This is a genomic window from Cutibacterium sp. KB22876 (genome assembly GCF_059728865.1).
In genome coordinates this window covers 2107058-2128882 of the sequence record NZ_AP040858.1, presented here as the reverse complement: position 1 = coordinate 2128882, position 21825 = coordinate 2107058, and the positions used below count along the sequence as shown (strand labels likewise).

At 62.6% G+C, this 21825-nt stretch carries 15 protein-coding genes and 1 pseudogene; 11 read left to right on the top strand and 5 right to left on the bottom strand.

Annotation, left to right across the window (positions count from 1 at the left end; translation table 11 throughout):
- Positions 1–58: 58 nt before the first annotated feature.
- From mtrB to secA, 5 genes are all read left to right on the top strand, one after another.
- Positions 59–1537 (top strand): MtrAB system histidine kinase MtrB, encoded by a 1479-nt coding sequence (gene mtrB, locus AC6I1W_RS09655; RefSeq protein ID WP_117189256.1) that lies wholly within the window; start codon positions 59–61, stop codon positions 1535–1537.
- Complete coding sequence (locus AC6I1W_RS09650; protein ID WP_117189194.1) at positions 1534–3315, top strand: LpqB family beta-propeller domain-containing protein; 1782 nt, start codon at positions 1534–1536, stop codon at positions 3313–3315. Before mtrB ends, AC6I1W_RS09650 begins: the two co-directional genes overlap by 4 nt.
- Positions 3316–3509: 194 nt before the next feature.
- The gene (locus AC6I1W_RS09645) at positions 3510–4004 is read left to right on the top strand and encodes a ComF family protein (protein ID WP_117189254.1); all 495 of its coding nucleotides are present in this window, start codon (positions 3510–3512) and stop codon (positions 4002–4004) included.
- Positions 4005–4221: 217 nt separating this feature from the next.
- Positions 4222–4833, top strand: coding sequence for a ribosome hibernation-promoting factor, HPF/YfiA family (gene hpf, locus AC6I1W_RS09640; RefSeq protein ID WP_016667783.1), 612 nt, complete (start codon positions 4222–4224; stop codon positions 4831–4833).
- Positions 4834–5101: 268 nt separating this feature from the next.
- Positions 5102–7804: a preprotein translocase subunit SecA gene (gene secA, locus AC6I1W_RS09635; protein ID WP_442542392.1), complete on the top strand. Its 2703-nt coding sequence runs from the start codon at positions 5102–5104 to the stop codon at positions 7802–7804.
- A gap of 48 nt (positions 7805–7852) precedes the next feature.
- Here secA and AC6I1W_RS09630 read toward each other — a convergent pair whose 3' ends face one another.
- A complete protein-coding gene (locus tag AC6I1W_RS09630; protein ID WP_117189192.1) occupies positions 7853–8377 on the bottom strand; it encodes an Rv3235 family protein in 525 nt (174 codons plus the stop codon).
- A gap of 179 nt (positions 8378–8556) precedes the next feature.
- On the opposite strand from AC6I1W_RS09630, the gene AC6I1W_RS09625 reads away from it, so the two are divergent.
- Entirely contained in the window at positions 8557–9054 is a 498-nt protein-coding gene (locus tag AC6I1W_RS09625) for a DUF6912 family protein (protein ID WP_016667780.1), read from the top strand.
- Positions 9055–9082: 28 nt separating this feature from the next.
- On the opposite strand, the gene AC6I1W_RS09620 is transcribed toward AC6I1W_RS09625, so the two are convergent.
- Positions 9083–9556, bottom strand: coding sequence for a DUF2505 domain-containing protein (locus tag AC6I1W_RS09620; RefSeq protein ID WP_065674056.1), 474 nt, complete (start codon positions 9554–9556; stop codon positions 9083–9085).
- 151 nt (positions 9557–9707) lie between these two features.
- On the opposite strand from AC6I1W_RS09620, the gene AC6I1W_RS09615 reads away from it, so the two are divergent.
- The 3 genes from AC6I1W_RS09615 (at position 9708) to trpS (ending at position 16412) form a co-directional block, all read left to right on the top strand.
- Positions 9708–14318: an NAD-glutamate dehydrogenase gene (locus AC6I1W_RS09615; protein WP_065674093.1), complete on the top strand. Its 4611-nt coding sequence runs from the start codon at positions 9708–9710 to the stop codon at positions 14316–14318.
- Between the two features lie 59 nt (positions 14319–14377).
- Entirely contained in the window at positions 14378–15175 is a 798-nt protein-coding gene (locus tag AC6I1W_RS09610; protein ID WP_065674092.1) for a PHP domain-containing protein, read from the top strand.
- A gap of 145 nt (positions 15176–15320) precedes the next feature.
- Positions 15321–16412 carry a tryptophan--tRNA ligase gene (gene trpS, locus AC6I1W_RS09605; RefSeq protein WP_117189191.1) on the top strand — a complete coding sequence of 364 codons (1092 nt, stop codon included), beginning with the start codon at positions 15321–15323 and terminating at the stop codon, positions 16410–16412.
- Between the two features lie 53 nt (positions 16413–16465).
- On the opposite strand, the gene AC6I1W_RS09600 is transcribed toward trpS, so the two are convergent.
- Positions 16466–18103: a DEAD/DEAH box helicase gene (locus AC6I1W_RS09600; RefSeq protein WP_065674058.1), complete on the bottom strand. Its 1638-nt coding sequence runs from the start codon at positions 18101–18103 to the stop codon at positions 16466–16468.
- Between the two features lie 249 nt (positions 18104–18352).
- On the opposite strand from AC6I1W_RS09600, the gene AC6I1W_RS09595 reads away from it, so the two are divergent.
- Entirely contained in the window at positions 18353–18919 is a 567-nt protein-coding gene (locus tag AC6I1W_RS09595) for a hypothetical protein (RefSeq protein WP_171048573.1), read from the top strand.
- 92 nt (positions 18920–19011) lie between these two features.
- On the opposite strand, the gene AC6I1W_RS09590 is transcribed toward AC6I1W_RS09595, so the two are convergent.
- Both AC6I1W_RS09590 and AC6I1W_RS09585 read right to left on the bottom strand, forming a co-directional pair.
- On the bottom strand, positions 19012–19239 hold the full coding sequence (locus tag AC6I1W_RS09590) for a DUF3107 domain-containing protein (protein WP_065674060.1): 228 nt from the start codon (positions 19237–19239) through the stop codon (positions 19012–19014).
- Between the two features lie 21 nt (positions 19240–19260).
- Positions 19261–20124: a PP2C family protein-serine/threonine phosphatase gene (locus AC6I1W_RS09585; protein ID WP_065674061.1), complete on the bottom strand. Its 864-nt coding sequence runs from the start codon at positions 20122–20124 to the stop codon at positions 19261–19263.
- A gap of 269 nt (positions 20125–20393) precedes the next feature.
- Between AC6I1W_RS09585 and AC6I1W_RS09580 the strand changes: the two are divergent.
- A pseudogene (locus AC6I1W_RS09580) lies at positions 20394–21788 on the top strand (UvrD-helicase domain-containing protein); the annotation flags it as partial.
- Positions 21789–21825 lie beyond the last annotated feature (37 nt).

Sequence of the window (21825 nt, the reverse complement as noted above, 5' to 3'; positions counted from 1 at the left end):
CGCCGGGCTGCGACGACTGTGGTGGTCGTCATTGCCGCTGCGCATGGTGACCATCACCATGTCGAGCAGTCTGGTCATTCTCATCGTCGGTGGCTTCTTCCTGGTTCGTCAGGCCACCGTGGGAATCCTCGACGCCAAACGCGCCTCTGCCATTGCGGAGACGACCACGACAATCAATCGCATCCAGGGCCAGCTACGTGACACCGATCTGCGCACAGCTTCTCTCTACGAGCGGCTCAATCGACTTGCAGACGACGCAGCTGGACAGTCGGGGCAGTATCACGTCCTCATCCAGGGTCCTGTTTCCGGACTCATCTCCCAGGGGGTTTCGCCGGACTCCGTCCCAGCTGAACTCACCGCGAAGGTGGGGGAGTCGAGCGGGATGTGGACCGCGCCAACGATGGTCCATTACACCGATCACGTGCGTCCTGACGTCCCCGGGATTGTCGTCGGGTCGACCTTGTGGTCCCCCGGGGCCAGCCAGTCCATCCCGGTCTACTTCATCTTTCCGGAGACCCAGGAGGTCGCCACCGTCGAGTTGCTGCGACGCAGTGTCATCAGCGTCGGAGCCCTCATGGCCCTGGCCATCGCCCTGGCAACCTACTTGGCGACCCGTCACCTGTCCCAACCCATTCGGCAAGCCTCCATCACAGCCTCGAAATTGGCCGACGGGGCGTTGGACGAGCGCATGGCGGTGCGGGGGACTGACGACCTCGCGGCCCTTGCCAAGTCGATGAATGACATGGCAGCCCAGTTGGATCGGCGAATTGGGGAATTGGAGAGGCTGTCGACACTGCAGCAGCAGTTCGTCTCGGATGTCTCCCACGAGTTGCGCACCCCCATGACGACGATGCGGATGGCCTGCGACATGATCGAGGCCAATCCCGATGATCCGGTCCAGGTGCGGTCGGTCGAGCTCATGCGGGCCCAGATGGAGCGTTTCGAGGTTCTGTTGGCCGACCTGCTCGAGATCTCTCGGTTTGACGCCGGCGCCGCACAATTGACACTGGAAGACTGCGACATCGTCGAACTCGTGCGCGCCGAGACCGTCGACGTGACTCCGCTCGCAGAGCGCCTGGGAGTTCCGATCGTACTGACCACCGATACGACGCAGACTGCTGAGGTTGACCCGCGACGGATCAGCCGCATCGTCAGGAACCTGTTGTCGAACGCTGTTGAGCATGCCGAGGGAAGGACGGTCGAGGTGACCGTCGTCGGTAATGACTGTGCTGTAGGGGTCGCCGTGCGTGACCACGGAGTCGGATTCGAGCCATGGCAGGCAGAAAAGGTCTTCGGCAGGTTCTGGCGTGGGGACCCGTCCCGGGTGCGCACCGTGGGTGGCAGTGGTCTCGGCCTGGCCATTTCTCGTCAGGACGCCAACCTGCACCATGGCTGGTTGACGGCGTGGGGACGACCCGGAGATGGTGCCTTTTTCCGGCTGGTCATTCCGAGGGATTCCGGGGGAGTGATCGTCGAGTCCCCATTACCCGCTGCGCCGAGCGATGCCGGTCCGACCGAATCGGAGGAGGAGCGATGACACTGCGTCCCACACGGCGTGCCGTGCTGTCGGGAGCCGCCCTCCTGCTGGCAGGTTGCGCCGAGGTGCCGTCCACAGGGGCAGTGACACAGGCTGAAGACCCACACCAAGCCTCAGGTCAGCGGGAGGGCATTGACGTCGCCCCTCAGCCTCCTGCTGATGGCGCATCGATTGACCTTGTCGTGGGCGGTTTCCTGCAGGCCATGACGAGTGCTCGCGATGACTACCGGGTCGCTCGTGCCTATCTCACGAAGGACATGGCGGACCGCTGGGATCCCCATTCCGGAGCGACGATTTACCAGGCCACCAATCACAAGCCGACCAGCACGGTGGCGACGGCTTCTCTCCAGGCTCCGATCATCGGCACCGTTGATGCCGACGGTCATTACCACCCAGGGGAATCGCAGACGCTCAAACATGATTTCGGCATGGCCCAGGAATCCGGACAATGGCGGATTTCCCGGCCTCCCGAGGGGCTGCTGATCTCGCAGTACACCTTCCAGCGCGCTTGGTCGGCGATTCCGGTCTACTTCTTTGCTGCCGACGTTGACCGTCTGGTCCCGGACGTCATTCATCTGCCGAGCCTGGGGGCTACCCCTGACGCCGCGCTCAGGGCGATGATGGCGGGTGTGCCGGAATACCTGAAGCCTGCGCTTCGCACGGCACTGCCGGCAGGGGTGAGAGCCGTCGGGACGACCACGGTTGACGCCGTTGGCGTCGTCACCGTGCCACTGAGTGCGTCCGCAGCCCAACTCTCAGAATCTCAACGTCGGTTGCTCGCCAGCCAAGTCACCTGGACTCTGAGTGGTTTCGCTGCCATCTCACGTATCCGATTCACCGCCGGCGGGTCTCTGCTGCCTCTTCCCGAGGCGGCTGAGGACAACACAGTGTCGGCAGACTTGTACGCCGACCTCCTACCGCTCCCGTCGACGGATTCCCCCACGGTGGTCGCCGTCGTCAAGGGACAGATGGGACGGGTCAACGCAGTAGGCCAAGCCCTCCAGATCATGCCTGGAGCGTTGGGGCAGGACGCTCGCCCGGAAACTGGTGTCTCAGCTGTCGCCTCCACCCAGTTCGCCATGCCGGTCGCAACTGTGAGCACCCCGGGTGCGGTGTGGCACGCCGTTTCCGCGGATCGACGGTCGCTGGTGAAATGGCGTGAAGGCAGTGATCAGGTCGACGTCGTTGCCACCGGGGTGAATCTGCTTCGTCCTCAAGTCCTCGTCGATCGCAGTGTGGCGACCTTCTCGACAACAGATCCGACGCTCATCGTCGTCGCCGCGGATGGTTCCCGAATGTCCACTGTCGTTGACCTTGGTGGTCGCACAGTGACTTCCTTCAGTGTCTCTCCTGATGGCATTCGCGTGGCCCTGGTCCTTCAGCGGGGGAAGACCTATGGATTGGGTATCGGCCTGCTGTCACGGCAGGACGGCGCAGTTCATCTCGGCCACATCGTCGACATGCCGTTGTCCTCCTCGGACGCGAATCTGTCGAGGATCACCGACGTTGCCTGGCTTTCCCAAACCCAATTGTGTGTCCTGGGCAGCGCGATCGAGTCTGGGGTAACTGCGCCGTACGAGGTCATTGTTGACGGCTCGGGTGCGACGTCCATGGGGCCGCTCAGCGGGAAGAGCGTGGAATCCGTGGTGGCAGTCCCGATGGAAATTGGCACTGAGGCTGTCATGCTCAGTGAGGACGGAAAACTGCTTCACCACGAGGAGAGATTTCACTGGCGCCAGGTCCTGCAGGGGGTCAGTGCGGTCGCGATTACAGCTTGACCCTTCCGTGACACGACGGTGACCGGCGACACTGGTTCATCGTGAACCCAATGGACTCCCTGGCCGACCTGCTGCTGGGAGCGTGCTGTCCTGGATGTGGGGAGCCGGGCGTGGGTCTGTGTGACGCGTGTCGGTCTGCGATCAACCCGACCCCTCGGGTCATTGTTGACGGGCCGCCACCGGTCATTGCCTGCATGGGCTACCACGGTCCTGTTCCCGGGATCGTCACAGCTCACAAGGATCGTGGTGCGGCATGGTTGACCGACGAGCTCGGCCACTGGCTGGCTCATGGGCTCGCTCCGGCGATAGCAGCCGTTCCCGGCCACGTTGACGTCGTTCCAGTTCCCTCGACGGCGAGGGCTGTGCGACGACGAGGTGCTGATCATGCTGCCGACATGACGCGATCAGCTCTGCGAACTCTGGATGCGTCCAATGCCTCCCTCGCCCAGGTCTTGCACCGAACTCGACGCGTGGCGGACCAGCTTGAGGTTCGCCATGAGGATCGCAGCGCCAATCAGCGCGGGTCGATGAGAGCTCCGACGGGAGAGGGAGATGTCATTCTCGTCGACGACGTTCGTACCTCAGGGGCGACGATCGACGAGGCGTGCAGAGCCTTGGGGTGGTCCGGGCGGCGAGTGCTGTCCGTGGTTGTCCTGGCTGATGCTGCGACCCCACTGAGATGGCCGTGACCACACCTGGACGCGAGCGTGATCACATTGTCGGGCGACACGTCAGCGTGGGTGTCGAACCTTGCCAAACAGCTGTTGTGAGCCCCTCTTATGGGCTAGCGTAGGTGCATGGCACGACCGATTGGTACCCGGACCTCCACGAGGGGGATGGGACGCGGTCGTGTCATTTGTTTCTGCGTCGGAAACACCGATGCGAACCCCAATACAGGAGGTTGTCATGGATGTCATCGTTACGGGACGGCACTGCCACGTCAGTGACGACGTGCGCGCCCAGGTCGAGGACAGGCTCTCCGGGGTCGAGAAGTTCAGGGACCGGGTCCAGCGCGCGGAGGTGGTTTTCACTGCCCAGGACGCCAAGGGGTCCAAGGACCAGGCCATGACGTGTGAAATCACACTGCGGGCGAAGGGGCCGGTGGTGCGAGCTGTCGGGCAGGCGGAAGACAAGATGGTTGCCTTTGACATGGCTGCCGATCGACTCCGCACCCAGCTCGTCAAGGCTGCTGATCGTCGTCGCAGTCGTCGTGGCTTGCGCGTCTCCCAGGTCCTGGACGTCTTGCCCGAGGAAAGTACCGATGATGCACCCGAGATCCTGGCCACCAGGAAGATCGCGGGCGACGTGGAAGTCACCGGGGACAGCCCCATCTATGTCAAGGAAAAGGTCTTCCAAGCCGTTCCCCTGACCCTTGCCCAGGCTCTCGACGAGATGGAACTTGTCGGGCACGACTTCTTCCTCTACCTCGATCAGGATTCCAAGCAGCCCAGCGTCGTCTACCGGCGCAAGAAGGGGTACAACTACGGCGTGATCCATCTGGATCTTGACCACGAGTGATTCCTGGATCGTCAAGACACAACGACATCGGCGGCGGTGCGAGATAATCTGGCGCCGCCGCCGATTCATGTCGCGGGTCAATGGCGGGAAAGGACGGTGAGGAATGGACTCATGAGGGGTTCAGCAACCCTCACGTGGCCAGGACGAAAGGTTGCGGCGTTCTTGGTTCGGCCGCAAACCCCCTAGGATGGGGAAGGCAGCTCTCTTGAGCTGCTCGTCCGGGATGCGCCCGGACGACACGACGTCTACTCCTTGAAGGACCCACCCCGTGAACCTCATGGATCGCGTGTTGCACGCCGGTGAAGGCAAGATCATCCGCCGACTCAACCGCATTGTCGGCCAGGTCAACAGCATCGAGGAGGACTACGTCGCCATGAGCGACGACGAGTTGGCGGGACAGACCGCCGACTTCCGTCAGCGTCTCGATAACGGCGAGAACTTGGACCGGCTGCTTCCGGAGGCCTTCGCGACGGTGCGTGAGGCGTCCAGGCGAGTGCTCGGCAAGCGTCACTTCGACGTTCAGATCATGGGCGGTGCGGCCCTGTACCAGTGCAACATCGCCGAGATGAAGACCGGCGAGGGCAAAACCCTCGTCGGTCTTCTCCCCGCCTACCTCGAGGGACTGCTCGGCAAGGGCGTCCACGTCGTCACCGTCAACGACTACCTGGCTCGAGTGCAGTCCGAGCAGATGGGTCGTGTGCACCACTTCCTGGGTCTGACGATCTCGGCGATTCTGTCGGACATGCCTCCGATGGAGCGCAAGGAGGCATACAAGACCGACATCACCTACGGCACGAATAATGAGTTCGGCTTCGACTACCTGCGCGACAACATGGCCAGCTCCTTGAGCGAGTGCGTGCAGCGTGGCCATCACTTCGCCATCGTCGACGAGGTCGACTCGATCCTCGTCGACGAGGCTCGTACCCCGCTGATCATCTCCGGCCCTGCCGAGGAGAACAAGCAGTGGTACCCGGAATTCGCCAAGATCGTCTCGAGACTTCAACGCGACGTCGACTACGAGGTTGACGAGAAGAAGCGGACCGTGGCCGTTCTGGGGCACGGCATCAACGTCGTCGAGGAGCGTCTGGGTATCCAGAACCTGTACGAATCGGCAAACACTCCTCTCATCGGTTACCTCAACAACGCCATCAAGGCCAAGGAGCTCTTCCACCGCGACAAGGACTACGTCATCATCGATGGCGAGGTCCTCATCGTCGACGAACACACCGGTCGTACCCTGGCAGGGCGTCGCTACAACGAGGGTCTGCACCAGGCCCTCGAGGCCAAGGAGCACGTCGAGATCAAGGACGAGTACCAGACCCTCGCGACGATCACCCTGCAGAACTACTTCCGCATGTACGACAAGCTCGCCGGCATGACGGGTACCGCTAAGACCGAGGAGAGCGAGTTCCAGAAGATCTACGGTCTGGGCGTCATCCCGATCCCGACGAACCGCCCGATGATCCGCAAGGACCAGAAGGACCTCATCTACCGCACCGAGGATGCCAAGTTCGACGCCATCATCTCCGACGTCGTCGAGCGCCACGAGGCTGGTCAACCGATCCTCATCGGTACCGCATCCGTCGCCAAGTCGGAGCTGCTCTCGGAGAAGCTCAAGCGGGCCGGCGTTCCCCACAAGGTGTTGAACGCCAAGCACCACGAGTCCGAGGCGGCGATCGTCGCCCTGGCCGGCCGCAAGGGAGCTGTGACGGTCTCGACCAACATGGCCGGTCGTGGTACCGACATCATCTTGGGTGGTAACCCAGAATTCCTCACCGAGCTGGACCTTCGCGAGAAGGGGCTCGACCCGGTGGAGGACGAGGAGGCCTACCAGACCGCCTGGAACAACACCCTGGCCAGGTACGAGGAGCAGTCGAAGGCCGAGCACGAGGAGGTCGAGGAGCTGGGCGGCCTCTACGTCATCGGTTCCGAGCGTCACGAGTCTCGCCGTATCGACAACCAGTTGCGTGGACGTTCCGGCCGTCAGGGCGACCCGGGCGAGTCCAGGTTCTACCTGTCCTTGCAGGACGAGCTGATGCGCCTGTTCAAGCCTGAGGTCATCGACCGCGCCATGGTCACCCTCAAGATGCCCGAGGACATGCCGATCGAGTCCAAGTGGGTGTCTCGTCAGATCGAGAGCGCCCAGAAACAGGTTGAGGCGCAGAACTTCGAGATGCGTAAGAACGTCCTGAAGTATGACGACGTCATGAACCGTCAGCGTCACGTCATCTATGGGGACCGTCGCAAGGTTCTCGAGGGTGCCGACGTCGAGGTCGAGCTGCGCGCCACCACTGATCGCGTCGTCGAGGCCGGTGTGCGCAAGTACACCCAGGGCTACTCCGAGGACTGGGACCTCGAGGCGATGTGGGACGAGGTCGGCACCGTGTACCCCGTTGGTCTCGACATCAACGAGTACGCCGACTGCCAGGACAGCGAGGAGCTCGTCGAGGACTTCAAGGCGGATGCCCAGGATGCCTATGACCGTCGCGAGGCCGAGCTCGGTGAGGCGACGATGCGCCAGCTCGAGCGTGAGGTCCTCCTGACGGTGCTCGACCGCAAGTGGCGCGAGCACCTCTACGAGATGGACTACCTGCGCGAGGGCATCGGCCTGCGTGCGATGGCCCAACGCGATCCGCTGGTCGAGTATCAGCGTGAGGGCGGCGACATGTTCAACTCGATGATGGATTCCTTCAAGGAGGAGGTCGTCGGGTTCCTGTTCAATCTTGAGATCGAGACCAGTCCGCAGGTTGGTCTGGTGACCGACGCCGGAGGACAGCCGGTGACGGCAGATTCGGTGCTGCCCCAGGAGAGCCGTCCGCGTCGCGCTCTGAGCTACTCGGCTCCCGACGAGCAGGGTGACGCCAAGACGACTGCTGAAGGTGGTGCGCCGAAGAATCCCAAGGCGGAGGGAAACCGGGCCGCGAGGAGGTCTGCGTCCAAGAAGTCGAGGAAGAACCGCAAGAAGCGCTGATGTGACATCGGGGACGGCGTCGACACGACAGTGTCGGCGCCGTTTTCGTCACGCCATACCGACGGCCTCCTGCGTGATGTGCTTGTTGCTGAGGAGCGCGGCCACCTTGGGGTTCAGAACGAGCTCGACGGCGTCGAGATGCCAGACACCCTCGTGCTGAACCAGGTTCGTGGCCAACGGGAGCCGCCTGCCACGCAGATCGATCAGGCCGACCCCGTCCACGTGGTCGTCGTCAAAACTGACTTGAGGCTCGCCGACGAGGAGCATACGGCTCCAGCCAGGTCCCCGGGGCCATTTGCGCATGGTTGCCGCAGCACGAGGGCTGGATGCTCGCATGAGCTGATTCATGGGGCGTCGCCCGGCCATCGTCTCCACGATGATGACGTGGATTGCCCGCGTCAGTCGCACAGCCTGTTGGCGAGCCTGGATGCTGCCTTCCACGGCGCTCGTCACCGGTGATGACGAGACGACGCGCAATTCGTCCGGCCACCAGTCCCGGTCGAGCTCCAGGAAGATGTCCGAATGATGTGGCCGGGCCGAATCAAGGGGAATGGGCGCTGATGTGGTCGTCATGGGCTCTAGAACAGTTCACGCTGCCTTCCTCGGGAAGGGTTGATGCGCAAATCTGTGGATAACTCGAGCGAGCTAACGATGTCGTCATCTGGGACGACGCGAGCCAATATATGATTCCCGTCCGCATCTGAGTACCGTGGACGATGCATCAGGGGTCACGCTGACCAAGGAGGGTTCAATTGTCGACGTCCACCATCGTTTTCATCCCAACCAATGCGCAACGGGCTCGTGAGCTCGTTGCCGCGCCGGGAGAACAGGTGACGGCCTTCACGGTCACCGAGGAGCTTCGTGTCATCCTCGACGTCACTGATCCCGAGGAAACCGAACATGCTGCTATGGTCATCGGTTCGGTATGGGGCCTGACCCATACCGGTCGTCGACTGGTTCTCGTCGCCCATGTCCCTGCCGAGCAAATTGCAGAGCACGAAGAGGTCGACAACGGCGGAGTGACGCTGACCCGTCTCGAGCCCTCGCAGATCACGGCGTGGTTTGCCGACGATGACGACGCCGACTCCAAGGATGCTGCCGCGGACGTCAAGGGCATGATCATCGACGATGCCTGGAATGACGTCGCCGTTCAGACTCTCATCGGTGAGCACGAGTTGTCGTGGCATGACATCACCGAGGAGCTTCCGGCGGCCGACACCGACCCCGAGGGTTTTCCCGGATTGGAGTGACGGACCGCCGCGACGGGTGGGGTTGGCCTCAGTGGGAGGCCAACCAGTCGTCGCCCGCCCGCTGCTGCATGTCGAAGGCCTGAGTGATGTGTGGGGCCGCAGCCTTTTCTAGTTTCTTGCCCACCAGCGGGACCGACACGGTGAAGGTACCGGTGTACATGACCTCAGTTCCGGTGACGTCGGGACGCACGGAGACGTGTCCGTCTGCCTTCGCCCGCATGCCCTGAGGAACGATCTGCAAGGAGCCCTCTCTCGATCCATCAGGATTGGCGGGCTGCCACCACACGGTCTGCTTGGCGGTGAGGGTGGAGCCGACGAACTTCGTCACCTGGCTGGGAGCGGGCACGGCCACGTCCAGGCTCAACGAATCCCCCGTGACGACGGCATTGCTGGTGGTGGCCCCGGCGCGTCGGTGGACGTCCTGCCACCATGCCGGATCGGTCATCATGGCGACGACTTGATCAGGGGTTGCGTCGAAATGGGCCCGTGAATTGATGTCCATGTCACCATGATGCCGGACGTTTGCGACACACCTCGCAAAACGACCTTGTTCGGTGGTTCACGCGAAGGCATAAACCCTTGTAGAGTTCTCATCGAGGACCACGTTGAGGTGGCCCCGTGACCATGACGAAGGTGACCTGATCGTGTCAGAGATGGAGAAAGTCATCCCGGCTCTCGTGGCATCGGTGCTGGAGCAGCACGCCACTGGAGATCACTGCTGTGAAGAGGTGATTCGTCAGGCGATGGAACGGCAGGTGAAGGTTGCCGTGAAGCCTGGACCGGTTCGCGTCGACGTTAGCATCGCTCCGCCGTGGTCTGACGGTCAGGTCAACTCGGTGCAGGTCGTCATGGATGACCGTCCCTTCCTCGTCGACACCGTCGTGTCGTGCCTGCTTCGTCATGGGTGGCGAGTTGAGGACGTTCGGCACCCGATTTTCGGTGTCAAGCGCAACGCCGAGGGAGCTGTTGAGAGTGTCGGAACTCCCGGACGCGAGGGCTGCGAGCCGGAGTCCTGGATTCACATCGATGCCACGGCGCCGATTGGTGTTGACACTGGCGAGGCTGCCAAGCAGCTCGATGAGGATCTTCACAGCTGCCTTGACCAGGTTGTTCGGGCCACGGACGATTGGGCGGCGATGCAAGAGGCGATGTTGCGGACCGCTGAGGTGGTGAGTGCTTCCCAAGGGCGCGCCGATGATCGTGACTCGACGCGTGAGCTCCTGGAATGGTTGGCCGATGACCATTTTATGTACTTGTCGTACGAGGAGTTCCGGGTCGACGGGGACACCATGACGCCAGTACCCGGTACCCGGCTGGGCATCACCGATGACGGGCCGCGCTTCGATGCGGTCCCTCACAGCGAGGATCAATCCACCATCGTCGTCACGAAGGACTCGGTTCGTTCCACCGTGCAGCGCAATGGATACCGGGATTACGTTGGCGTGCGAATCCGTGACGAACACGGCACCGTCGTCGCTGAGCACCGCTTCATCGGTCTGCTGGGGTCGGCCGCATACACCGAGTCGGTGACGCACATCCCGGTCCTTCGCGCCAAGGCCTCCCGTATGCTCGCACTCTCGGGATACCGAGCCAACTCCCATGGCGGCAAGGCGGTCATTCGTACCATCGCCGAGTTCCCACGTGACGCCCTTTTCGAGGCCTCGGCCGAAGAGCTCGTGCCGCTCATCATGACGATCGTCGACCTGCGCGAGAAGCAGCGCCTTCGGGCACTGGTCCGCCGCGGTCCGTGGGGCCGGTTCTTCCACCTGTTGGTCTTCGTCCCGGCCGACCGTTTCGACGCCAGCACTGTTGGCGTCGTCGAGGGAATCGTCGCCAAGCGGACCGGCGCGGTCGAGTTCGACTCGACCATCATGATGGGTGAGTCCTCCCTGGTCAGGATCATCTTGACTGCCAAGGTCCCTGACGGTGAGGTCCTTCCTCCGGTTGATGATGCGGAACTGCAGGCAGAGCTCGCTGACGCCACCTCGAACTGGGATGACGAGTTCATTGCCCTGGCCAGCAGCATTGAGAGCGACCGACGTGGAATTGACTTCGGACCCGAGTACAAGCAGGAATTCACGGCCAAGCAGGGCATTCTGGACCTCGAACTGCTCAACGGGTTGGCTGAGGACGACCTGGGCCTGGTCATGTACCGTCCGGATGACCCCGCCGATCCTTCCGACCTGCGCCTCAAGATCTTCAATCAGCACGCGCCGATGACGCTGTCCCAGGTCATGCCGCACCTGTCGAGCCTTGGCGTCCAGATCGTCGATGAGCATCCGCACCGGATTGTTCTGCGCGGTCGGGAGATCTGGCTGTTCGACCTTGGCCTGCAGGCCCCCGGTGAGCTGTGGAAGGAATCCGAGCGACATCGTTTCACCGAGGCGTTTGCCGCGTCCTGGCTTGGGAAGTGCGAATCCGACACGTTCTCGGGCCTCGTGACCGAGGCGGGCTTGTCCTGGTCCCAGGTGGCCATGTTGCGCTGTATCGCTCGTTACCTCCGGCAGGTTGGTAGCCCATTCTCCCAGACCTACATGGCGAAGGCACTACGGGCGAACCCGAATCTGGCAGGGGACCTCGTGAGGATCGTCGAGGCCAAGTTCGATCCGTCGGCTTACGATGACGGGGTCGATGCCGGAGCCGAGCGGTTGGCCAAGGTGGAGGAGCTGTCACAGGCTTTCCTTTCTGATCTGGACGACGTCGCCTCCCTTGATCACGATCGCATCTTGCGCATGATGCATGCCGTCATCAAGGCCATGATCCGCACCAACTGGTGGCAGAAGGATCGCCGAGCGCTGGCCTTCAAGGTGCGTCCAGGTGAGCTTGACTTCGCCCCAGCCCCACGACCCAAGTTCGAGATCTTCGTCAATTCGCCGAGGGTCTCCGGAACTCATCTGCGTTTCGGTGCGGTGGCGAGAGGAGGCCTGCGTTGGTCGGATCGTCCCGAGGACTTCCGTACCGAGGTCCTCGGCCTGGTCAAGGCCCAGATGGTCAAGAACTCGGTCATCGTGCCTGCGGGCGCCAAGGGCGGCTTCGTTCCCGCCCATCTGCCCGATCCCACGACCGACCGCGCGGGCTGGGCAGAGGAAGGCAAGGAGTGCTATCGCATCTTCGTCTCGTCGCTGCTGTCCCTGACCGACAACGTCGTCGAGGGCAGGGTCGTCGCCCCTGACCACGTGGTGCGCCACGACGGGGACGATCCCTACCTCGTCGTTGCCGCTGACAAGGGCACTGCCACTTTCTCCGACACCGCGAACTCAATTGCCGCGGAGCACGGGTTCTGGCTCGGTGACGCCTTCGCCTCGGGTGGATCCCATGGTTACGACCACAAGGCCATGGGCATCACGGCCCGCGGCGCCTGGGAGTCGGTGACCCGGCATCTCGCCGACCTGGGTATCGACCAGTCGGCTGACGACTTCACCTGCGTCGGTATCGGCGACATGTCCGGTGACGTCTTCGGCAATGGCATGTTGCTGAGCAAGCACATCAAGCTGGTGGCAGCTTTCAACCACCGTCACGTCTTCGTCGACCCGAACCCGGATCCTGCCGCGTCCTGGCAGGAGCGTCGTCGCCTCTTCGATCTTCCGCGCTCGAGCTGGGGCGATTACGACTCGTCCCTCATCTCCGAGGGCGGCGGCGTCTGGGATCGCACCTTGAAGTCGATTCCGGTGAGCCAGCAGATGCGCGAGGCCCTCGGCATCGACGGCTCCGTCAAGAGGATGACCCCTGACAATCTCATCTCAGCGATCCTGCGGGCTCCGGTTGACCTGCTGTGGAATGGTGGAATCGGAACCTACGTACGCGCCACGAGTGAGACCGACGCCCAGGTCGGCGACCGCGCCAATGATCCGGTTCGCATCACGGCCAAGGACGTGCGGGCCAGGGCTGCTGGCGAAGGCGGAAACCTGGGATGGACGCAGGCAGGCCGCATCGAATACGCCCGAAACGGTGGCCGAATCAACACCGATTTCATCGACAATTCTGCCGGCGTCGACACCTCTGATCATGAGGTCAACATCAAGATCCTGCTTGATGCTGAGGTGGCTGCTGGCCGCCTCAGCGCTGAGGAACGCGACGAACTCCTGCCTGCCATGGCTGACGACGTCGCTACCCTGGTATTGCGGCACAACCGTTCTCAGAACCTCGCGCTGGCCAATGCGGTGAGCCCGTCAGGGCCGACTCCTGGAGTCCTGGAAGCCTGGATGTGCGAACTCGAGGAGTCTGGCCATCTTGATCGCGTCGTCGACACCATGCCGTTGACCGCTGAGATGAATCGTCGAATGGCCGCAGGGGAGGGGCTTGCCAGCCCGGAGCTGTGCACCCTGCTCGCGTGGACGAAGATCGCCCTGTGCGATGCCGTGCTTGCCACGGATCTTCCAGAAGATCCCTTCGTGGCGGATCGCTTGGTGGGCTACTTCCCGCCGCTGCTGCGTGAGAGGTTCGCTGATCGGATGCCAGATCACCGGCTGCACCGGGAGATCATCACTACCGAAGCCGTCAACAGGTTCGTTGACTCCCAGGGCATTACGGCTTTCCACCGCTTGCATCTGCAGACCGGGGCAGACATCGCTCAGGTCATCCGTTGCCAGCTGGCGGCCCGATCGGTCTTCGGACTGGGCAGGGTGGAGACGAACCTCACCCACCTCGGACTGGACGCAGCCCGTACTGCCGAGATCAGGCTCGCTCTTCGAGATCTCGCCATGGACGCCACGAGGTGGTTCCTCAACCACGGTGGTGCGGACAACATCTCTGCCACGATCGAGACCTACCGTCCGGGCGTCGCCAAACTCGTCGACAAGCTCTCCGACCTGCTGGGCGACAGTGCCGACGAGTGGCAGGAGAAGGTTGATGATGTCACCGAGTTGGGACTCGATCGTGCAGATGCCGCTGTGGTCGCCTCTCACGACTGGGGTTCAGTGCTGTTGAGCGTCGTCGAGATCTCTGACGAAGGTCATCCTCTCGACGAAGTCGCCGAGGCATACTTGACGCTGGCGCGCAGGGTGGACATGACCCGCCTGACCCATCTCGTCGAACAGCTTCCCCAGGACCGTCCGACGGATGCCCGAGTGCGGGCAAGCCTCCGCGAGGATCTCCTTCAGGTGATGTCCGAGGCAACGCGTCGGGCCCTTGAGATTGGAACGGCAAACGTTCTGGTCGATGGTGGACGTATTGTTGAAGCGATGACGACAACCCCGGATCTAGCGCACTGCGTCGTGATGGTCAGTGACCTGCGGTCCTCCGTGGGCCAGGAGGCCAAGCAGTGAGAATTGATCTCCACACCCATTCCACGATCTCGGATGGGACGGATTCCCCGACCCGCCTCGTGATGAAAGCTGCCACGAGCGGTCTGGACGTCATCGCCCTGACTGATCATGACACCTTCGATGGGCTGGAGGAGGCTCAGGCAGCCGGACAACGGTTCGGCGTCCGGCTGCTTCCTGGCCTCGAGATGACGTGCCACATTGGTGGTCGTGACGTTCACCTTCTCGGTTACGGGCCGCATCCTGACGATCCAGCTCTGGGCAGGGAGCTGCAGATCACGCGGGATTCGCGAGTTGGGCGTCTGGACGCCATCTGTCAGATACTCGCCGAGGTCGGAATGTCGGTGACGACGGCGGACGTCCATCGAGCGGCCGGTTCGGCCTCGAGCCTGGGTCGGCCCCATGTAGCGGACGCGATGGTGGCTAAGGGCTACGTCGAAGACCGTGACGAGGCTTTCCGAGACTGGCTCGCTGACGGCAAGCCCGCCTATGTTCCACGGCACAGCGTGGCGTTGGAAGAGGGCATCGACCTCATCCACGACGCCGGCGGCGTCGCCGTCCTAGCACATCCGTGGGGCAGGGGAGCCCAGCAGGTCCTCACCCCGCAGGTGATCGCGTCGTTGTCTGCCTATCATCAGCTCGACGGAATCGAGGTGGAGCACCAGGACCACGACCAGGCAGCCCGCCGAATGCTCTTCGATCTGGGAGGACGGCTCGGGTTGGTCCGGACCGGAGCGAGCGATTACCACGGCTCGGGCAAGAAGGACCACGAGCTGGGATGCAATCTCACCCGTGAGACCGCCTACCGAGAGCTCGTGACGAGGATCCAGCTGCGTGGTGGAGTTCTTCGCGTCCGGTGAGACTGCTACAGTGACCGACATGACGACTGCACCTGCGAATGCCACCTCGTGGTGGCGTCGCTGCGTGCGGCACTGACGATGTGACGGCCGCCCTGCCCGGCGGCGTCGCCTCGTCGCCGAGGTGGGCGGCGAGGAAGGATTTTCGATGACTAGCGACGTCTCCGAAATCGGATCGAACGCTGCCACCTTGGCGCGCTCGCAGGCCCGCAGTGACAAGGTTGAGACCGATCTGGCCGTCCATCCGGAGAAATGGCGGCTTCTCACCGGGGATCGTCCCACCGGAAGTCTCCACATCGGTCACTACTTCGGCTCCCTGGCCAATCGGGTGCGTCTGCAGGACGAGGGAATCGAGTCCTTCCTCGTCATCGCTGATTACCAGGTCATCTATGACCGTGACGGCGTCGGCGAGTTGCAGGCCAATGTCATGTCGAACATCGCCGATTACCTTGCCATCGGTATCGACCCGGTCCGTACCACGATCTTCACCCACTCGGCCCTGCCTGCCCTCAACCAGCTGCTGCTGCCCTTCCTGTCGCTAGTGACCGACGCGGAGCTGCGTCGTAACCCGACTGTCAAGGACGAGCTGGCCACCTCGGACCGCCCGATGTCGGGTCTCATGCTCACCTTCCCGGTGCACCAGGCTGCCGACATCCTCTTCTGCAAGGCCAACCTCGTCCCGGTCGGCCGTGACCAACTGCCACACATCGAGCAGACCCGCGTCATCGCTCGTCGCTTCGACGAGAGGTACGGGCGAGCCGATGCCTCCAAGCCGGTCTTCCCCGAGCCGGAGGCGCTGCTTTCCGCCACCCCGCACGTGTTGGGTCTCGATGGCACGAAGATGAGCAAGTCGAAGGGCAACACCATCGAGATCGGCATGACCGCCGACCAGACCGCCAAGCTCATCAAGAAGGCCAAGACGGACGCCGAGCGCCACATCACGTGGGATCCGGAGAACCGTCCCGAGGTCTCGAACCTGTTGCTGCTCACAGCCTTGTGCGAGAACGATGATCCCGCTGCCATTGCCGAGGAGATCGGTGACGGTGGCTCGGGTACCCTCAAGAAGCGTCTCACCGCCTCTCTCAACGACTACTTCGCCCCGATTCGTGAGCGTCGTGCTGAACTCGCTGCTGACGAGGGCCACCTGCGCGAGGTGCTCCGGGAAGGAAATGAGCGTGCCAACGCCGTCGCCGACCAGACTCTCGCTGAGGTGCGGACAGCCATGAGGATGGTCTACTGAATCTGGTGATATGAAGCGAGGCACGGACATGATGTCCGTGCCTCGTTCTGTGTTCAGTCCGAACTCACAAGGGACCGACGTGCCCTGCGGCGGCGCGGGACAGCGCCAGTCCCCTTATCGCCAACGGTCTTCGTGCTGGCCTTCTTCCTGGGTGCCTGCTCCTTGGCGGAAGCAGCGTCCTTCTCGGGAGCCTTCTTGTGTTCCTTGGCCTCATGCCTGCCGTGCGCGCTGCCGACCTCGTCACCACCGCGGATCACCTTGCCGTTGCGGCGACGGGTGCGCTTGCGGCGCGGCGTGCCATCGTCCTTGGAATCCTCGCGGGAACGACGGCCCCCACTGCGATCACCATGTCTGTGATGGCCGTCGTGCTTGTCGTCACGCTTGTGGTGATGACGCTCACGCTTCTCGGCGCCGGGCAAAGCACCCTTGGTGCCTTCCGGGATGTCGAGGTCGGTGTAGAGATGTGGGGAGGTCGAGTAGGTCTCGATGGGCTCGGGGATCTCGAGGTCCAGTGCCTTGTTGATGAGGTTCCAGCGAGTGACGTCAGCCCAGTCAACGAGGGTGACGGCCACGCCCTTGGCACCGGCACGTCCGGTACGGCCAATACGGTGGACGTAGGTCTTCTCGTCCTCGGGGCACTCGTGGTTGATGACGTGGGAGACCCCTGTGACGTCAATGCCACGTGCAGCGACGTCAGTGGCGACGAGGATGGTGGCGTCGCCGTTGCGGAACTTCTTGAGGGCCTTTTCGCGAGCGACCTGGGTCAGGTCGCCATGGATGGCCCGAGCCTTAAAGCCACGGTCGTCGAGGTCGTCGGCCAGACGCTGGCAGGTGCGCTTGGTACGGCAGAAGATGATGACCTTCTCGACATCGTGGGACTGCAGGATGCGCCCGATGACCTCGATCTTGTCCATCGGATGAGCCTGGTAGACGAACTGCTGGGTGTCCGGAACGGTGGCCTGGGCGTCGGCACCCTCGGCACGCACGTGTACCGGACGGTTCAGCTGGGAACGGGCCAGAGCCATGATCGGTGCCGGCATGGTGGCCGAGAAGAGCATGGTCTGGCGAGAGGTAGGGGTGCGCCCGATGAGGTTCTCGACGTCGGGCAGGAAGCCCAGGTCAAGCATCTCGTCAGCTTCGTCGAGAACGACGATGCGCACGTGGGACAGGTCGAGGTCCTTGCGCTGGGAGAGGTCCAGAAGACGTCCGGGGGTGCCGACGACGACGTCGACCCCGGCCTTCAGAGCGTCGATCTGTGGTTCGTAGCCGACGCCGCCATAGACGGTGAGGACCCGCGCGCCGCGCACCGAGGCGGCGGTCGAGATGTCCTTAGACACCTGTAGGGCGAGCTCCCGGGTCGGGCACATCACCAGTGCCTGGGGCCTGCCCGTGTGTTCGAACTCCTCCCAGTCGTCATCTCCGGGCAGGGTGATGCGCTGCAGGACGGTGATGCCGAAGGCGAGCGTCTTGCCGGTGCCCGTGCGGGCCTGGCCTATGAGATCGGTGCCCTGAATGGAAATCGGGATGGACATGGCCTGGATGGGGAAGGGAGAGACGATCCCCACCCCCTCCAGCGCCTGGCAGATGTCTTCTCGGACGCCGAGATCGGCGAAAGAGGTGGAAATGGAAACAGTGGTCTCGGTCAGTGTCTTGGCCTCTTCGTGCGTGGGCCCGTCAAGGCCCTGTGTCATTCTTCGTAGTCGTTCCTCGTGATGTCGTCGCGCGGAACTCTGTTCTGCGACGATGTCACGTGCGGTGTGGACCTGCGAGGTGACGCGGTCGACACACCATTGAGCATCCTACCTCCAGTGTCGTCGACCCTCTAACCTGTTGGCGTGAGCATTGACGACACGAACCCCAACGACTCCTCGGTTGTGACGATCTTCTGGTCCGTCGCAGCGTCCTGTGCCTTGCATGGATTCTCCGCAACGGTGTCCGGCATGGTCCTGGCTCCCAGCCTGTCCGAACGGTTCCTCATCGTTGATCGCAGTGCTGAGATTCAGCAGATCTTGGCCGAAGCCAGAACCCATCTGACGGATCGCACGGTTCTGGCAGAGACGGAACCCCTCATCGGGTCCGTGGAGGAGTACGTGCCCTCCCAGTCTTGGTCCCAGGTGTTGCTGCGCGACCACATCGTCGTTGATCTCATCGCCGATTTCCTGGACCGGGTCGAGCCGAATCTCGCACCCGAACTTCGTCCGGCCTGCGGCTCTTTCGGCCCGTGGCTCGGTCGCGGTACGGGGAGCCGCGTGAGATGGGATGCCGCGATGCGTCACATCATCGCCGGGCAACGTGACAAATCGGCAGAATCTCTGTTCGCACGACGTCTCGTGGGAGAGGTGCTGTCGGTGGCCCAACGGCTCTTTGCCCGTCATCAGGCGCTGACCGCGGCCCTGACGAAAGCTGGTGGGGGAGAGTTCGATGATCTCGACCTCATCAATGAGGTGATGGCTGGTGTGTTGAACGCCCATGACGAACGCATGATCGATCTCGGCCTCGAACCGTGATTGACGAAACGGCGAGTGGCCTCGAGTGGTAGATGACAATGGCAGCTTCCGGAATGACCCGAAGCTGCCATGACTTTCAACCGTGACCGAGTTCAGAGAGTCCCAAACCCGACCTGACGGCTGTTGGGCTGCCCCAGGTCGAGGTAGGCGATCCCACGGGCGGGAACGAGAACCTTGCGGCCCTTGGCATCCGTCAGGGTGAGGACGGCGTCGGGCTGGCTGAGGCTGTCCTTGAGCTGCTGCTCAATGGATCCAGCGCTTTCCTGAGCGTCGATGCTGACTTCGGTTGCGGTGTTGACGATGCCGATCTTGATCTCCATGACGACAAATCTACCGTTGGATCAAGCGTCCCGACGCCACAGCGCCACAGTGATGTTGTCATGACCGCCGCACGCGTTGGCGTGCGCAATGAGTCCGGCCGCGAGATCTGCTGGGTCGGGACGACCCTGGTCATTTTTTCGCGCCGTGCCCGCGAGATCAGTGACGAGCGTGGTCAAGTCGTCCGGATCGGGAACGTGATTCCACAATCCGTCACTGCACACCAGGAGCCATCCGGAATGCTGTGGCTGATAGGCCATGACGCGGGGAGCGAGGTCGGTGGCGGAGGCGCCGAGCCACTTCGTGATGGCATGGGCGCCGATCCCCGCCTCTGCCTCTTCCCGAGACATTCCCAGATCCATTTGTGCCTGGGCCATGGAATCATCGATGGACAGCCGGACACAGTTACCGTCATCAGGGAACCAGTAGGTTCGGGTGTCACCGATATTGCCCACGACAATGCGTTCTTGTGTCGCAACGGCGACGGCAAGAGTGCACGCACCAATAGGACGCGATTCGCTCACCACAGCCTCGTGCGCCTTTCGGAATGCTCGCTCGAAGAGGGTGACGATGTCATCGTCGTTGGCTGGCATCCCCTGGTCCATTGTCGCCGTCAGGTAATCGCGCGCGGTGTGAGATGCGATTCTGGCGCATTCCTCTGCACCCTCGGTCGACGAGACACCATCAGCGACGACAAGGACGATATGACGCCCAGAACTGTCGATGCCGAGGGCTGCCGCGTCCTGGTTCGTTTCATGACGTAGTCCGATGTGTGAGGCGCAGGCAACATCTCCACGAGCTGCGGCTCGCTCGGTGAGGTCCACTCGCGAGATGGCGGAGGTATCGGGCGTCACGATTTCGGTCGATGACTGGTCCGATTCATTCATGAAGGTCCTCAGACTGGGTAATTGTTCTCCGCAGGGCTCCGGCTGTATCCGGGTGCAGCGCTCGACGTGGTGTGGCGATCGCGGTAGACCCATGTCTACCGTCGAGGTTCATGACCAACTACGAACATGCGGACGCGTCCCATGGGGATGAGACAGCTCTTCTACCCTTTCACATGGTGGGCCGATGAGACCAGGAAATGACTGCTGACGTCGTTGTTCTGTGGAAAAGACCCAGCCGGACGGCAATGCTGTCGCAGGTCGGTGGTGGGATGTGTGCCATGCATGGATGGGATGACGCTCAGGTGCGGGTGCTCAATGATGACGCCGGCACGGTCCTCGTCATGGGAGGGCCGGGCACCGGACGGACGGGTCTGTGTCTTGAGGTGGCCGCGCAGTACGTCGAAGCTGGCGGCTCCCTGTCCGACATCCTGCTGCTCGGCCAGACAAGACCGGCTGCCCAGACATTGCGCAATGGCCTCGTACGACGACTCGGAGGCGCTCATCTGGACCCTCATGTCATGACGGTTCACGCGTTGGCCCGGCGCATTCTTGGATCTCGACATTTCTCGGGACGGCTGTTGACCGCTCCTGAGCAGGAGTTTCGTATCAGAGAGCTTCTTGCGGCTCGTGACATGACGGACTGGCCCGAGGAGCTGCAGGCATGCGCACAGACCTCTCAATTCGCGTCTGACGTGCGTGTCATGGCGGCGCGACTTCGTCAAGAAGGATGCGACCCGCAGGACCTCACTGCTGCGGGGATGACCTGGGGCGTGCCGGAATGGCAGGTTTTGGGACCATTCCTGACGGATTATCTGGACGTTCTTGATCTGGAGGGGGCAGTGGATTACGCCGAGGCGGTGCATCGTGCTCGGATCGCCTTGACCCGTCCAGGTGCGGCCATCGACGTGAGGTCACGGGTCAAGCTGCTGGTGTGCGACGATCTGACCGAGTGCGATCCGTCTCAGATTCGCCTCATTGCCCAGATTGCGCAATGCCATGTTCCTTGTGTGCTGACCGCCGATCCGGACCAGACCGTCTACGGTTTTCGAGGAGCAGCCGCGGAACGCCTCGACGATCTGATCGATGAGTTCCCGGACGTGTCGATTCACCACCTGACGATCAATTACCGTAATCATGCGCATGTTGCCGACGTCGTTGAGTCGTTGCGTGCAGGAATGCCAGCGATACCGTCCTCCAGCCGTCTGAGACGGCGGGCAAACAACGCCGCGGCCACAGACGCGGGAACGGTAGCCGCCGTTCGAGCTGGCAGCGCCACTCGCCTGGTGAGAAAGGTCGCTGGAAGTCTTCGCCATGCTCACGTGGCCGATGGCGTCCCTTGGAGTGAGATGGCGGTGGTGACCCGTCATGGCGCTGAGCTGGGAGTGATCGCGACGATCCTTGCCTCTCAGGGCATACCGGTCTTGCGCTCGCGGGATGAGCACGCGTTGTCCGACGTCCACGCCGTCACTCAGATCCTCAATGCTCTTGAGGTGGCGGTCTATCTCGCAACAGGAACCCAACCGGGCCGGCGAGAAGTGTCGGCCCTGATCACGAACCCATTGGCAGGAATCGATCTCACTGTCGTTCATCGCCTCGAAACCTGGTGCCGACTCGTTCGCCGGGAGGAGCTGAATTGGGAGGTGTTGCAGGAGCTGGCCGCGGATGCGAGCAGCTCTGTGACGAGGACAGAAATGGCCGACG